At 56.6% G+C, this 14783-nt stretch carries 10 protein-coding genes; 2 read left to right on the top strand and 8 right to left on the bottom strand.

Annotated elements, in window-relative coordinates; genetic code table 11:
• Positions 1-94: 94 nt before the first annotated feature.
• The 5 genes from ACFOTD_RS16495 to ACFOTD_RS16475 form a co-directional block, all read right to left on the bottom strand.
• On the bottom strand, positions 95-1501 hold the full coding sequence (locus ACFOTD_RS16495) for an ABC transporter substrate-binding protein (protein WP_378120612.1): 1407 nt from the start codon (positions 1499-1501) through the stop codon (positions 95-97).
• Between the two features lie 101 nt (positions 1502-1602).
• Positions 1603-3156 (bottom strand): response regulator transcription factor, encoded by a 1554-nt coding sequence (locus ACFOTD_RS16490; RefSeq protein ID WP_378120610.1) that lies wholly within the window; start codon positions 3154-3156, stop codon positions 1603-1605.
• Positions 3153-4886 carry a cache domain-containing sensor histidine kinase gene (locus ACFOTD_RS16485; protein ID WP_378120608.1) on the bottom strand — a complete coding sequence of 578 codons (1734 nt, stop codon included), beginning with the start codon at positions 4884-4886 and terminating at the stop codon, positions 3153-3155. The genes ACFOTD_RS16490 and ACFOTD_RS16485 overlap by 4 nt, the downstream gene beginning before the upstream one ends.
• Before the next feature lie 188 nt (positions 4887-5074).
• Positions 5075-6007, bottom strand: a complete 933-nt coding sequence (locus ACFOTD_RS16480; protein WP_378120606.1) for a helix-turn-helix transcriptional regulator — start codon at positions 6005-6007, stop codon at positions 5075-5077.
• Positions 6008-6084: 77 nt separating this feature from the next.
• Positions 6085-6591, bottom strand: a complete 507-nt coding sequence (locus ACFOTD_RS16475; protein WP_378120604.1) for a MarR family transcriptional regulator — start codon at positions 6589-6591, stop codon at positions 6085-6087.
• Between the two features lie 155 nt (positions 6592-6746).
• Here ACFOTD_RS16475 and ACFOTD_RS16470 point away from each other — a divergent pair, with 155 nt between their 5' ends.
• Positions 6747-7826: a nitroreductase family protein gene (locus tag ACFOTD_RS16470; RefSeq protein ID WP_378120602.1), complete on the top strand. Its 1080-nt coding sequence runs from the start codon at positions 6747-6749 to the stop codon at positions 7824-7826.
• 73 nt (positions 7827-7899) lie between these two features.
• Here ACFOTD_RS16470 and ACFOTD_RS16465 read toward each other — a convergent pair whose 3' ends face one another.
• Positions 7900-8928 (bottom strand): DUF4185 domain-containing protein, encoded by a 1029-nt coding sequence (locus ACFOTD_RS16465; protein ID WP_378120600.1) that lies wholly within the window; start codon positions 8926-8928, stop codon positions 7900-7902.
• Positions 8929-9101: 173 nt separating this feature from the next.
• Here ACFOTD_RS16465 and ACFOTD_RS16460 point away from each other — a divergent pair, with 173 nt between their 5' ends.
• Positions 9102-9950, top strand: coding sequence for an AraC family transcriptional regulator (locus ACFOTD_RS16460; RefSeq protein ID WP_378120599.1), 849 nt, complete (start codon positions 9102-9104; stop codon positions 9948-9950).
• Between the two features lie 4 nt (positions 9951-9954).
• Here the strand turns inward: ACFOTD_RS16460 and ACFOTD_RS16455 are convergent, their stop codons facing one another.
• The gene (locus ACFOTD_RS16455) at positions 9955-10353 is read right to left on the bottom strand and encodes an RNA 2'-phosphotransferase (RefSeq protein WP_378120597.1); all 399 of its coding nucleotides are present in this window, start codon (positions 10351-10353) and stop codon (positions 9955-9957) included.
• A gap of 148 nt (positions 10354-10501) precedes the next feature.
• Positions 10502-14584: an InlB B-repeat-containing protein gene (locus ACFOTD_RS16450; protein WP_378120595.1), complete on the bottom strand. Its 4083-nt coding sequence runs from the start codon at positions 14582-14584 to the stop codon at positions 10502-10504.
• Positions 14585-14783 lie beyond the last annotated feature (199 nt).

Here is a 14783-nt window from a genome sequence, read left to right as displayed (position 1 = left end):
GCTGCTTCCTCTCGATGGAATGATGCGTTCAACCGCATGCGCAGCGGCTGCGGTTGAACGCGGTACGGCTTGCCGCCGCTGCCGGGCCCCCTGATCAGGATGCGGGCAGCACGACGGTCGCCTTGTCTTTATTCATTGCATCCTGTGCCGCCTGCAGATCCGCGGGATTGAACTTGACGCCGGAGACGACGTTCGTCAGTACGTCGATCATCGCGTTGGCGCTGCTCGCCGGCATAAAGGAGCTCAGCCCGTACGGAAGCGTAAGTCCGCTGTCCAAATACTGCTTCACCGTGTCCATGACCGGATCGGTGAATTGGACGTTCACGTCCGTGAACATCGGCAGACCGCCTTCGCCCTCCAGCCACGGCCCCATAATCTCCGGGCTCACCATCAGCGAGACGAGATCCTTGGACTCCTGGACCAGCTTCGTCTTGGCGTTAATGCCAAGGCCTGTGCCGGAGTTGAAAACCATGCTGCTCTTGCCGGCGTCGTCCATGAACGGGAAGAAGCCGATCTGGAATTTATCGAAGCCGCCTTTCTCGATGTTTTCGACGTTCGACGCAGGCATCCAGGGCCCTTGCACGATCATCGCGGCTTCGCCGGACGCGAACAGCTGCGCCGATTGCGGCCAGTCGATGCTCAGCGCGTTTTTATTGAAGTAGCCCTTGCCCTTCATCGTCTCCACTTGCTGGTATACCTTCTGGATGACGGCGTCGTCGAACTTGACCGTGCCGTCGTACAGCTTCTTGCCGTAATCCGCATCGCTTGGGAACGTGTAGGACTGCAGCCAGTTCATGAGGAACATGTTGGCGGTCCACAGGTCCTTGAAGCCGAGCGCGATCGGCGTCTTGCCGGCGGCCTTGATCTTCTCGCTGGCGGCGAGGAATTCTTCTGACGTCTTGGGCGGTTCGATGCCCATCTTGTCGAACAGATCCTTGTTGTACCAGATGCCGCCGCCGATGCTGCCGGAGCCCGGCGCGCCGTACAGCTTGCCTTCATAGACCAGGGACGGGTCTTTCTTCGCGGCGTCGCTCATGCGCGACACCCAAGGCTCGCCGGACAGATCCAGGAGATTGCCTGCTTTGGCATAGTCCAGCGTCTGATAGAATGTTACGTCCGGGGCCGTGTCGGAAGCGAACTGCGCCTTCAGCTTGTCGAAGTAGGTCGCGCCCAGCGTCACGTCCCATTGGATCGTGGCTTTCGGGTACAGCTTCTTGTAGCCTTCCTCTACCGCCTTGCGGAACGCCACCTGATGCGCGCGCTCGTCCAGGAACCAGGCGCCGGCGCGAATCGTGAACGCCTTGTCGTTGGAAGCGGCTCCCCCGCCTTCCGTTCCGGCATTGGTGTCGCCTCCGCTCGTCGCGCTTGCGGTCGCGGAACCGCTCGGGCTGGCGGTCTGCCCAGCTTCTGCGTTATTGTTTCCTCCCGAGCCGCTGCAGCCCGCCAGCACCGACGTCACGAGCAGCGTCGACGCCAGCAACGATGTAACCCTCTTTTTCATGTGCGAGCCTTCTCTCTGTAGCAGGATAACTTTCTTGCTTCATTGTAATCGCTTCACGTTCTCGCACGGATACTTGCATTCTGGTTTATCATTGCTGTGTTTTACTTCCCTCCGTCGCGCTGCGCAGATGCATGAAGCTTGTAGGCGCTCGGAGACATACCGACGACCTTCTTGAACAGCAGGCTGAAGTGCGCGTAGTTTTTGAACCCGACCGCATAAGCCACCTCGTATGCCTTCAAGTCTTCGCTCAGCAGCCTGGCCTTCGCCGCCTCTATGCGGGTTAACCACAGCAGATCGGAAAAGTTTTTGCCGGTCTCCTTCTTGATCACGCGGCTCAAATAGGAATAATTGACGCTCAGCCGTTCGGCGACCATCCGCAGCGTCAGCTCGTCCTCGTACGCTTGTCCGATGATCGCCTTCGTCTCGGCGACGAGCCGCTTGGGCGCCTGCTCGACCAGCGTGCCGATCCGGGCGGCGCAGCCCTGCATCAGCTGCTCGATATCCCGCATCATATCGGTCAGGATGACGCTGGACAGCAGCTTCTCTCGAATGCGCAGCTTGTCCTTCGGATCGATCGAGAGGCCGAACTCCTCCATCACGTACTCCGCCTTCTCGACCAGATTGATGCAGAAATGCTGAATGTCCGGCTTGCCGGCGCCCACGGTCAGCATTGTCCGGTAGGCCTCGCGCAGCGCGTCCGCGATGCCGTCGCGATCGCCGATGCGCAGCAGGTCCTCCAGCCGGTTGGTGGACAACAGCAGCTGCCGGTCCTTCTCGCTTCTTATCGAACGGATCGCATCGTAAGCGATGACGGACCGCTTGCCGATCAGCATCCGGTACTCCATGCATTCCGCGATCTGCCGGAGCGCGTCCGGCAAGCAGAGCAGCGAAGGCTCGGCCCGGCCGATCCCGACCGACAGGGAGAGCTCGTTCGCGGCGCCTCCCAGCTCCACCATCCGCTTGGCAAGCTCCAACGCCTCCTCTTGCAGGCTTGCGGGATCGATCCCGCTCCCGCGCAACAACACGTAGAGGCCGGCATTCGTCCCCTGCGTCCAATAAGGAACGGCGCTTCGCTCCAGCGCCGGCATCACCGCCGCCAGCACGGCGCGCTCGCGGAACGGACTCCGCTCCCCGGCCGCTCCAGCGACCGTATCCAGCTCGCCGTAGAGCAGGATGAACGGCTCGTCCGGCTGATTGCGGTCGCGCAGCCAAGCCAGCTTCTCCTCGTCGCGATCGGCCGGTCCGCCGAACAAGACGAAGAACGCCTCCTGGTGCTTCCATTCCGTCATGAGCTGCTGCTGCACCTGCTTCACGGCCCATACCAGATCCGCCGCGACGAACGGCTTCGTGATGAAATCTACGGCGCCGAGGCGGATTGCTTGCCTGGCGTACTCGAATTCGTTGTAAGCGGACAAAAAAACGATGGGCAGCTCCGGCTGCTCCTTGCGAATGGCCTCCGCGAGCGCGATGCCGTCCATCACCGGCATGCGGATGTCCGTCAGCAGAATATCCGGCCGTATCTGACGAGCGAGGGTCAACGCTTCCGCGCCGTTCGCGGCGACAGCCGCGACGCTGCAGCGGATGTCCGCCCATTCCGGCATAGCGGCGATATAGTCTCGAATTTCCCGTTCATCGTCCACGATAAGCATTCTCATCCCGTCGATTCCTCCTGCCATATTTGAATCGGTATCGTCGCCTGCACGGTTACGAAGCTCCCGTCGCGAGTCAGCTTGACGCCGTAATCGCTGCCGAAATGATGCCGGATACGGTCGTTTATATTGTCCATTCCGGAGCCGAGCCCGCGTTTTGCGCGATGCTCGCTCGCTCGCGGAGAATGGCCCTCCGGCACGGCTTCCTCCTCTGGCGAAGGATTGCGGATTACGATCTCCAGATGGTAGTCCGCCTCCTTCACCTCGATCTCGATCTTGCCGCCCTCCGGCAGGCGGTCGATGCCGTGCAGGATGCAGTTCTCCACCAGGGGCTGCAGCATGAACCGGGGAACGGCAGCCAGGCGGAACATGACCGGCAGGACGATAGCATATTGCAGACGCTCCCCGTAGCGGTACTGATGAATCTGCAGAAAGCTCTCTACGTATTGCAGCTCCGTCGCAAGGGGCACGAAGGTGCCGCCCGGCGTAATCGAATAGCGGAAAATGCCCGACAGCTTCCGCACGACGTCCGGCACGTATTTTGCTTTGTCCGGCGCTTGCGAAATGACGCTGATATATTCCAGGATGTTGTACAGAAAATGCGGGTTGATATACATGCGGATCGCCTTCAACTCCGCTTCGCGCACTCTCAGCTCGCTCTTGTAGTTCGTCTCGATCAGCTGCTCCGTCCGGGTGACCAATTGATTGTAGCCTCGGCAGAGCATGGCGATCTCGTCCTGTCCGCGGATATTCGGGAAGATGTGATACTCCGCTAGCTCCGCCTTGCGCATCAGCCGGTACAGCCGCCGGATCGGATGGGTGATTCGCTTCAAAATCTGATAGGTCGTGATAAACACGGCCGCCCATGCCGCCAGCGTCACGGCGAGTGCGAACAGCGTTTGCTTCTTGACCAGCGCGTTCGCCCCCGCCGTCGCGATGCGGACATATTGGAAATCGGACGTTTGCGATTTCTGCCGCACGACGAGCCGGTCCTCTTGGCCGCCGGAGCCAAGCAAATTGCCGATGTCGGACAGATTGGAGGAAGACACGATTAAGTTGTCCGCGTTCGCGATATAGAACGTCCCCCGCTCGTATGTGTCGTACAGCTGGGAGGCTTTGGCCGGATCGATGGTCAGAACGAGCATCCCGATCTCCGTTTCCGAAGTCATCGCAGCACCGCCGGCATACAGCTTCAGGTCGCAGGCCATCCGTTGGTAGTCGGTGAAAAACGCCCACTGCGGCACGTTCGGGAATTCGAAAGGCAACAGCCGGAAGGCCGATACATATTGCAAGCGCTTACTGGAATCCGTAGCATAGATGTCTCCGGCTTTGTTGATCAAATAAAGGTTGTCGACGAAATCTCCGACATTGTTGCGGGCCTGCTCCAGCTCCGATTGCATCAGCTCGGCCGCGGCCGCTTCCTGCCGCCGATGGTCCTCGCCAGCCGGATTCGTTCCCTCGCGGGCGTCCATCAGCAGCAAGGAACGGATCGCCTCCTGCCGCCCGAGCTCCGACAGCAGCTTGCGCACCTCATGCAGCCGGGCGTCGATCTTGCTCGCAGTGACGTTCAGGTCCTGCTGTACCGTCTCCGTCTCTTTCTTCTCCAGCAGTTGATCGGAGCGGACATAGAAGGCGGCGCTGACGACGACAAGCGGGACGAGCGTCAGAATGGAGTAGCTGATGAGCATTTTGTACAGCAGACGGGAGCGGATCGTACGAACAAGGCCGGCTAGCATGCCGGCCCCTCCTTGGCTTCATATTTAACTTTAGCCGCAGCGATCATGGCCTCGTTTTCGAATTGCGCTCTTTTCAAACAACGCCCTCCTCTTTTAACCGATGTCTTGCCCGCTTCCGAATACGCGCGTTTCATTGATTTGCCTTCATTATAGGCGCGGGGAGCGGGATTGTATGTAGAGGGGATACCTCAAAAGGTGGACGATTTTACGCGATGCAGCATTGCGTCCGCATACTGCTTCGGCGATCTTTTTTCGTGACGCTTGAACAGCCGGCTAAAATAATGCGCGTCGTCGTACCCGACCATCTCGCTGATGCGCTTGATCGGATGCTTCCCTTCCAGAATGAGCGCCTTGGCTCTCTCCATGCGGCATTGGATGACGTATTCCATCGGCGATTTTCCCGTCGCTTTCTTGAACATCGTGCGCAAGTAGTTCGGAGACAGCGCCAGATCGGCCGCCAGCCGCGCAAAGTCGATGCTCTCGCGGTAGTGGTCGCGCAAATAGAGAACGACCGCGTCGATTTCTTCCCGCCCCTGCCGCTTGTTGGCGTTCTCTTCCGCATAAGCGGTATCCAGGTACATGAGACGCAATATTTTCAGCAAAATCGCGCGCATCTCCAGCTGGAAGCCGGGCGTCCGCTCGGTGAACGCATGCAGCAGTTCGGTGAACAGCCGTTCGTAGTGAAGCGGGTCGCCTGTCCGGATCAAGGACGGAAACGCCACTTCGCCCGGTTCGACGAGCGGACGCTCGTCCAAGCCTTCTTCAACGGGGAGGACATCCTGCGTATAGTCGCAGTCCGAGTACACCTCCGGCGGAAAATCTAGCGTATCGCCCATGTAAAGGTAGTCGAAGTGAACCGCAAAATAACGCGCGTGCCCGGGAGGAATCACGCAGGAATTGCGCTGATGCGGCCGAATGACGTGCAAGTCGCCTGCGCTGACCGTATAGGAAATACCGTCAAGAATGTAATCGCCGCCTCCATGCGTGAAGAAAACCAGCTCGTGATCGTAGATAAAACGAGGCGGCACCTTGATATCTCCCGGCCCGTCGTATTCGTGCATATAACGGACATAGGGCGCCAATTGCAAAAAATTGACTTCCCTGCGTGCGGAAAAGGTCATGGCCGAGTCACCCCTTTGCGTTCCTGCCTCTATCTTCCCCGGATGCGCATGACCAGTCAAGCCGTTAATCGACAGACTTACAGCGTTACCTCGCCTTTCACCATCTTACCGGTCTCATCGATCAGCGTCTGGATAAACTTCAGCGATGCCGCGAGCTCGGGTTCCGAAAAGGCGTCCAGCGCGCGGATAAAGGAAGCCTCTATTTTCTCGTGCATCATCGCGTGCACCTCGAAGATCTGCCTGCCTTTGGGCGACAGGCTGAAGTACACTTCCTTTTTGTTGTCGTTCAACTGACTTCGCTTGATGAAGCCCTCTTTCAGCAGCTTGGTGCTTATTTTCGTAATGCTCGCCTTGGACAGATTCATTTTCTCCGCGATGGACGTGTTGTTGACGGGCTCGTTGCGCCCGATGCAGTCGATGACATGAATGCTGGTCATATGACTTGGAATCGAAGCAATGCCCTGCACCCGCGCAAGGTCGGCAAACGCGTCAATCTCGGAAGAAACCGTCTGCTCGAATACATGCAGATAGTGATTGAAACGGCTGTGCAGCAATCGCTTGAGCCCGTCGGATGTGCTTGTCATGTTAAAGCGCTCCCTATCATGTCGGTGAATGATCGTTTATTTATCAACAAATATATCACAGGACGGTTGCGATAAAAAATGAATTTGACAGATGGTTAGGCCGCAATTATAGTTTACCTGTAAACAATATTTGAATAGGACGTGGAGGGTTGACCATGAATATGTCCAGGACCATACGGGAACGCAGATCCATCCGTCGATATAGCGCAAGGCCGGTGACACAGGAAATGATCGAATCCTTGCTGAACCAGGCTGCGCGTCTATACCAGGCCGAAGGCGAAGGCGCCTCTCATTGGCGCAGCATTTGCTATTCCACGCCGGAAGCGCGTCACAGGCTGGCCGACAGCATGATCGCCAAGATGAAGGGAAGCACGCTCGGCAAGCTTCTGCCGGGCAAAATGCTGGATCTCATGAAAAAGCAAGTGACGGAAACGCCCGCTCAACTGGTCTTCATCGCGGAATCCGGCAGCACGCAGCGGCAGAGCGACGAAAATTATGCGGCGGCATGCAGCATTATGCAAAACGTTCAGCTGCTGGGCTGGGAGCTGGGACTCGGCATGCTGTGGTACACGGATCCGATGCTGAACAGCGCTGCATTCGAACGGGAGATCGGTCTGGGGGAAGGCGAGCGATTTGCGGGGATCTTAAGTATCGGATTTTATGAAAAGGTGCCGAGAGCGCGAAAAAGAACGCCCGCGGAGCACAAGTGGACGGCCATTGAAGACGAAGCGAATCGGTATGCGGACCACCTTCGGGTATCTTCGCTTAAAGGATCAGCACACCAGGCCTCTTCGCGAACGGTATCTTCGCAAAGCGTTCTGGCCCTGCTGAACGATGCCGTCTGGGCGCCCAACGACGGACTGCGCGAGCCGTGGCGATTTGTTTATGCGGGGGACGGCGAGGCGGCGGATCGGCTTCGCGCCTTGGATGAGACTGCGCCTGCAGCGTTTCTGCTCGTCGTAGCCAAGGAAGAGCCGGATCCGCATAAGCGCGAGGAAGATTACGCGGCGGTATGCTGCCTGATCCAGAACTTTCAATTGTTGGCCGCATCCGAGCCGTGGCCCGTACGGCGGACGCTGCCGGAATGGATCTACGATCCGGCGCAGTGCAAGCCTTTCGGCGTCCGGCCGCAGGAGCGGATCGTGGCGGTGCTAGCGCTTGGCGGCGAGGGGCGGCATTCCTCTTCGGCGCTAGCGACTCTGGCGTCCGTACCGATTAACATTACGCATTGCTAAGCGTACGAGAAGCTTGCGGGATATCCAGACCACGACAGATTTGCGATTTTCTCCTGAGTCGCACGCTTCTCGCTCAGCGCAGCTTCAATCGGACTTTCTGAAAAGTGAAATTGTGATCCTCTTCGCTGCCGGAAGACACCATCCACATTTCCTTGCCGTCTTCGCTGATCCATTTCGTCGGAAATATGGGCTGATAGTCACCTGAGCTTCCCCAGTTGTTATCCTGATGGAACAGGGACCAAGGCCCCCATGGATTCGGAGCCTCGAACAAGGTCAACTGGCTCGGAAACCGGCTGTCGTCAATGGGATCTCCCGGCTGCTGGTGATAAGGACGTGGGTTGCCTTGTTTGTCCGTGAATGAAAAGTTGCCCATGATGTACCGATTTAAGCCTTTATTGAACGAAACATGATTTTCTCCCGTCATCAGCGGATATTCAAACACCGGAGCTGCGCGGTACGCATCCGAATGCCAGACCGGTTGGCTATGCTCATCGCCCGAATAGAACGTCCACGCATCGCGCTCGAGGATGCGATCTCGGCGGACTTTTCCCAGGAGCAGGTAATCGCCGTTGCACCAATAGCTATTCCCGTCCGTCGCGGCAGGGAAATACGCATAGACGAACTCGTCCCTGGCCCCCTCGTAATCCTGCCCGAATTGGATGAAATGCGGAGATGCCAATCGGCCGTCAAAGAAATCCTGCCGAGTCGCCTCCCGGTTCCATGTGTTGCCGTTATCATCGCTCGTAATGATCCAACTGGAAATATTATGTTGGCGATTAAAAGACGGATTATCTCCGAAATTCATCAGCTGCACCGCGAAATACAATACGCCGTTCAAGCTCAGCAAGCTCGCCGGCTTGACTCCCCAATGCGGATGCACATGGGGACGCTGGCAATATTCCTTGGGGTCGATCGGCAGGTTGTCGATGAGAAACAGATGAGGATACGGCCCCCAGAATGGTTCGCCCGGATGGCCTTCAATCCGCCATACGTTCATTGGGCTTCCAAGATTGTCCCCTGCCGCGCCGTAACAATGGCCGTCCGCCGCCCAAGTAATCGGCCACATGTCTCCGTCGGCTTTGTGATATCTTCGGCTGTCCATGATCGCGCATTCAATCATTTCGCTGATTGGAAAATCGCCGCTCATTCTTGCACCCCATCTATGTGTTATATTTTTTATGTATCCAGCTATATTATATCCTTGATTTAAAAGGACTTTTCTAGCTAAAATGCTTAAAAATATAACTATTGCGCTAATCAGTAGAGGGGATAACTATGGATTCAACAGATTATGGAATGCTTGTCTACACACCAAGTCAGTTGGCTAGGTCTACGTTTTTGTATGTGCAACATATCGGAAGATGGAAGTATGACGACGATTACGTCATTACGCGGGAAGGGTTTGAAAGTTATTTATTTCAATACACCTTTAGCGGTCGCGGCTATCTTAAGCACGAAGACAGGGAATATGAGTTACTGGCTGATTCCGTCCTTCTTATCGATTGCCGGAAATATCATGAGTACGGGACGCTTTCGAATGAGCAATGGGACGTAGGCTGGGTACATTTCGATGGAAACGGAAGTGCCTCTTATATGCAAGCTATACACGATAAATACGGACCCGTCATTCGGCTTCCGGTTCCACACAGGTTCATTCAGCACCAGCAAAGTCTTATCGAGATCATTAGAGGCAACGGCGTTAACCTTGAAGCAGAAGCCGCACTTCATATCTTTCAGTTACTAATGGAGGTTTTCACAGCAGGTACAACCTCCCCTTCCGGCGATGGTATTCTGGTGCGTCAAAGAGATGGCCTCGAGAAAGCACTTCAATACCTGCAAATTCGTTATGCCGAACCTATTTCCGTAGACGACTTGGCCCGAGAAGCAAACATGAGCAAATCCCACTTTACGAGAGCCTTCAAACTTTGGACCGGGTGCTCTCCCATTGAATATTTAATCAGACAGCGTATTACAATGAGCAAGTCGCTCTTGCTCCGAGAACGAACAAAATCAATAGAGAGAATTGCCGAGCTCGTTGGCTTTGAAAGCGTTAGCCATTATATTGTGACTTTTAAGAAATACGAAAATCGCACGCCGTTGCAGTATCGAAAAATGTGGTTATGATTTTTCATTTCTCGCCTTCCGACAGGTGAGCGTACTGACGGCCCATTGGGAGCAGCCCTTCCTGCAAAATCGACGGGAGCGCCTTCGTATTCGTGCCGTGGTACAGCACCTCCGGCGGCTCGCCCGGCGCATATTGTACCTTATCGTGGCTATGTCCGTATCTGGCCCGGATGCGTTCGTCCTCGATGACGAACCGCTGTTTATCGGAATTTCGCACGACCTGCTCGAGGTCCTCCCTCTTCACCCAAGACCAGCCGGACTGGGCTTGAATCGCTTCTATGAGAGAAGGAAGCGGACATGAGCCGTCCTCCGGATCGAGCGTCACGCCGAACGCTTCGGGGATGTGCCGCAATATCTTCGTCATTAGTTTGCTTAGGCTTTTCTCTGATTTCTGATTAAGCACGATAATCACTTCCTGAATGTCAGACTGATAGGCCTATTCTAGGAAATATAGGTCGATAAGTACAGCGCATGCGTTATCCATCTTCATAAAAAAGCAGGCTACCCTAAGGCTGTTTGTTTAACAGACTCCGGATAACCTGCCATTTCGCCTACTTGCCCAGCTTCTCCAGCATTCTCATCAGAACCGTTACCGCTTCTGCGCGCGTCGCTTCGGCTTTGGGATTAAACCGGTTCGCGTTGGAGCCTTCCATAATGCCGAGCTTCTGCACAGCTGAGGCAGCGCCCTTTACCCAGCTCGGAATCAGATGGTCGTCGGCAAAATCGGTTGACGCATTCGCATCCGGCGATAACTGCAGCGCTCTGGCAATCATCGATGCCATCTCCGCCCGCGTGATCGTCGCATTCGGCCGGAATGTGCCATCTTCATAACCCGTAATGATATCGGCCTTTACCGCTTGCGCGATCGCCTCCCGTGCCCACGACGGAATCTTCGCCGCATCCGAGAAGGTCAATCGGGCGCCTTCGACCTCCAGCTTCAATGAGTTGGCGAGCATGACGGCAAACTCCGCGCGGGTTACCGTCCGATTCGGTTTAAACGTGCCGTCCGGATAACCGCTCACGAATCCTCTGCTCACCGCCAGTTGGATATTGGAGGCTGCCCAGTGTCCGGAAATATCGCTGAAGTCAATCGTTGTCGGGGACTCCGCCGATCCGCAAGGCACCGACTTCCCGTTCACCGTTTCCACGCACAGGACTACAAATTCCCCCAAGTGATTGGCTTTGATCGATATCCAGTTGCCGTCGACCCTGCCGCCGGAAACCTCCGCCCATGCTTTCTTTATATCGTCATAGTAGAACATGGCCGGTTGCTGCCCCTCCGTCAGAAGCGATGGATCAAATGCATAGGAGATCGTTACCAAACTTTTAAAGCTATCCGGGATGTCTTTTGAGATCTCGTAGACGCCGCTTACGGGATCTTTTTCTGTCGATAGTAAATTTTCGGCTTCCCTGTCTCGTGCAATCGTTATTTTTACATCCTTGTCCGTAGCCCCTGAGGGGATGAATACTTTGACCCGATCTTCAAAGCTCACCTCTCCTGTTCCGCCTGCAGGCAGCGATAGCCTTCCGTCTGTGGAGACGATTTTGACCGGTGGGCTGGAGGTTACAATGGCTTGCCACTGCGCGTAGAGCGTCACGCTTGCCGTCCCCATGGTGAAAGTTGCGGCGGGGGCATAGCTCGTTCCGCTGCCGTTAACTGCGGTGTTCCACCCTGTGAAAATGTAGCCGGCTTTCTCCAGATTACCTGTGTTTCCGAGCACCGTCACTGTCGCGCTCTGTTCGTAGGCACCACTGTCCGTTGGTAGATTACCTGCCGTGCTGCCGTTGGCGTTGTACGTGACCGTGTATGTCGGATTCAGCGTCCATTGCGCATACAGCGTCACGTTTGCTGAACCCATGTTGAACGTTGAACCGGCGGCCCGTGCTGTACCGCTGCCGTTCGCAGCCGTGTTCCAGCCTGTGAATGCGTAGCCGGTTCTCACCAAACTCCCCGTGTTTCCGCGTACGGTCACCGATTGCCCGTTCTCATACGCGCCGCTGTCCGTCGGCACCGCGCCACCTGTACTTCCGTTGCCGCTATACGTCACCGTATACGTCGGATTCAGCGTCCATTGCGCATACAGCGTCACATTCGCCGAACCCATGCTGAACGTTGAACCAGCTGCCCGCGCTGTGCCGCTACCATTTGCCGCCGTATTCCAGCCTGCAAAGGTATAGCCGGCTCTCACCAGACTTCCCGTATTCCCGCGTACGGTCACCGACTGACCATTCTCGTACGCGCCGCTGTCCGTCGGCACTGAGCCCCCGGTGCTGCCGTTCCCACTGTACGTCACCGTGTACGTTGGATTCAGCGTCCATTGCGCATACAGCGTCACATTTGCCGAACCCATGCTGAACGTTGAACCTGCTGCTCGTGCTGTACCACTTCCATTTGCCGCCGTATTCCAGCCTGCAAACGTGTAGCCGGTTCTCACCAAACTCCCCGTGTTCCCGCGTAAGGTCACCGATTGACCGTTCTCGTACGCGCCGCTGTCCGTCGGCACTGAGCCCCCTGTGCTGCCGTTCCCACTGTACGTCACCGTGTACGTTGGATTCAGCGTCCATTGCGCATACAGCGTCACATTTGCCGAACCCATGCTGAACGTTGAACCTGCTGCTCGTGCTGTGCCACTTCCATTTGCCGCCGTATTCCAACCTGCAAACGTGTAGCCGGTTCTCACCAAACTCCCCGTGTTCCCGAGCACCGTTACCGATTGACCGTTCTCGTAATTCCCGCTGTCCGTCGGCACGGTTCCTCCCGTGCTGCTGTTAGCGTTATACGTCACTGTGTACGTCGGTGTCCACTGCGCATACAGCGTCACATTCGCCGTGGCCATACTAAACGTGGAACCTGCTGCCCGTGCTGTGCCGCTGCCATTCGCAGCAGTGTTCCAACCTGTGAACGCATAGCCGCTTCTCACGAGACTCCCTGTGTTCCCGCGTACGGTCACCGATTGCCCGTTCTCATACGCGCCGCTGTCCGTCGGCACCGCGCCTCCCGTGCTACCATTGCCAACGTACGTCACCGTGTACGTGGGGTTCAGCGTCCACTGTGCATACAGCGTCACATTCGCCGTGCCCATGCTAAACGTGGAACCTGCTGCCCGTGCTGTGCCGCTACCATTCGCCGCCGTATTCCAGCCTGCAAAGGTGTAGCCGCTTCTCACCAGGCTCCCTGTATTCCCAAGCACCGTTACCGATTGACCGTTTTCGTAAGATCCGCTATCCGTAGGTATCGTGCCGCCCGTACTGCCGTTCCCACTGTACGTCACCGTGTACGTCGGATTCAACGTCCATTGCGCATACAGCGTCACGTTTGCCGAACCCATGCTAAACGTTGAACCGGCGGCCCGTGCTGTGCCGCTGCCGTTCGCCGCCGTGTTCCAGCCTGCGAACGTGTAGCCGGGTTTCACCAGACTCCCTGTATTCCCGAGCACCGTTACCGATGCTCCATTTACATATGTCCCGCTATCTGTCGGCACGGCGCCTCCCGTACTGCCGTTGGCGTTATAGGTCACCGTATACGTCGGTGTCCACTGTGCATACAGCGTCACATTCGCCGTGCCCATGCTAAACGTTGAACCGGCCGCCCGCGCTGTGCCGCTGCCATTCGCAGCCGTGTTCCAGCCCGCGAAGGTGTAACCAGTTCTCACCAGACTTCCCGTGTTCCCGAGTACGGTCACCGATTGACCGTTCTCGTAGGCTCCACCGTCTGTCGGCACCGCGCCACCTGTACTTCCGTTGCCGCTATACGTCAACGTATACGTCGGGTTCAGCGTCCATTGCGCATACAGCGTCACATTCGCCGAACCCATGCTAAACGTTGAACCTGCTGCCCGCGCTGTGCCGCTACCGTTCGCAGCCGTGTTCCAGCCTGTGAATGCGTAGCCGCTTCTCACCAGACTCCCCGTGTTCCCGCGTACGGTCACCGATTGCCCGTTTTCATACGCGCCGCTGTCCGTCGGCACCGCGCCACCCGTGCTACCATTGCCAACGTACGTCACCGTGTACGTGGGGTTCAGCGTCCACTGCGCATACAGCGTCACATTCGCCGAACCCATGCTGAACGTTGAACCAGCTGCCCGCGCTGTGCCGCTACCATTTGCCGCCGTATTCCAGCCTGCAAAGGTATAACCGGCTCTCACCAGACTTCCCGTATTCCCGCGTACGGTCACCGACTGACCATTCTCGTACGCGCCGCCATCTGTAGGCACCGCGCCTCCTGTGCTGCCATTTCCACTGTATGTCACCGTATATGTCGGGACCGCCGCCCACTGCGCATACAGCGTCACGTTATCCATATCCATCGATAGGGTTGCACCTGCCGCATAACTCGAACCGCTGCCGTCCGCCGCTGTGTTCCAACCTGTGAACGCGTAGCCCGCCTTAACCATTGTTCCCTTGGCCAGTACCGTCGCCGAAGAGCCGGTCGCATAGGCGTTGCTATCCGATGGTACGGTTCCTCCTGTGTAGCCATTGCCATTGTAAACGACCGCAGAGTTTTGGAAGTTTAGATTCGCATTGTTGCCGACCGCGGAGAACGTATTGTTGCCGTAAGCAATGCCGTAGATATTGCTGGAGACTCCCGATGAATTCGCCTTCCAAGTAACACCGTCTACCGACGACGCAATCACGCCGCCAAATCCCACAGCCACGTATCGGCCATTGCCGTAAGTAATACCATAAAGCGGAGTCGTAATAGCCGTGTTATGCGGAGTCCAGTTCACGCCGTCCGGAGAAGTCCCAACAACGCCATTCGTAACGCCTACTGCCACATACTGCCCATTCGCATAAGTAACCGCCATCAAACTGTTCGATATATTCGATACTTGC

The organism is Cohnella sp. GCM10012308 (assembly GCF_042649185.1).
GTDB lineage: Bacteria > Bacillota > Bacilli > Paenibacillales > Paenibacillaceae > Cohnella.
This window is presented reverse-complemented; position numbering and strand designations above follow the sequence as displayed.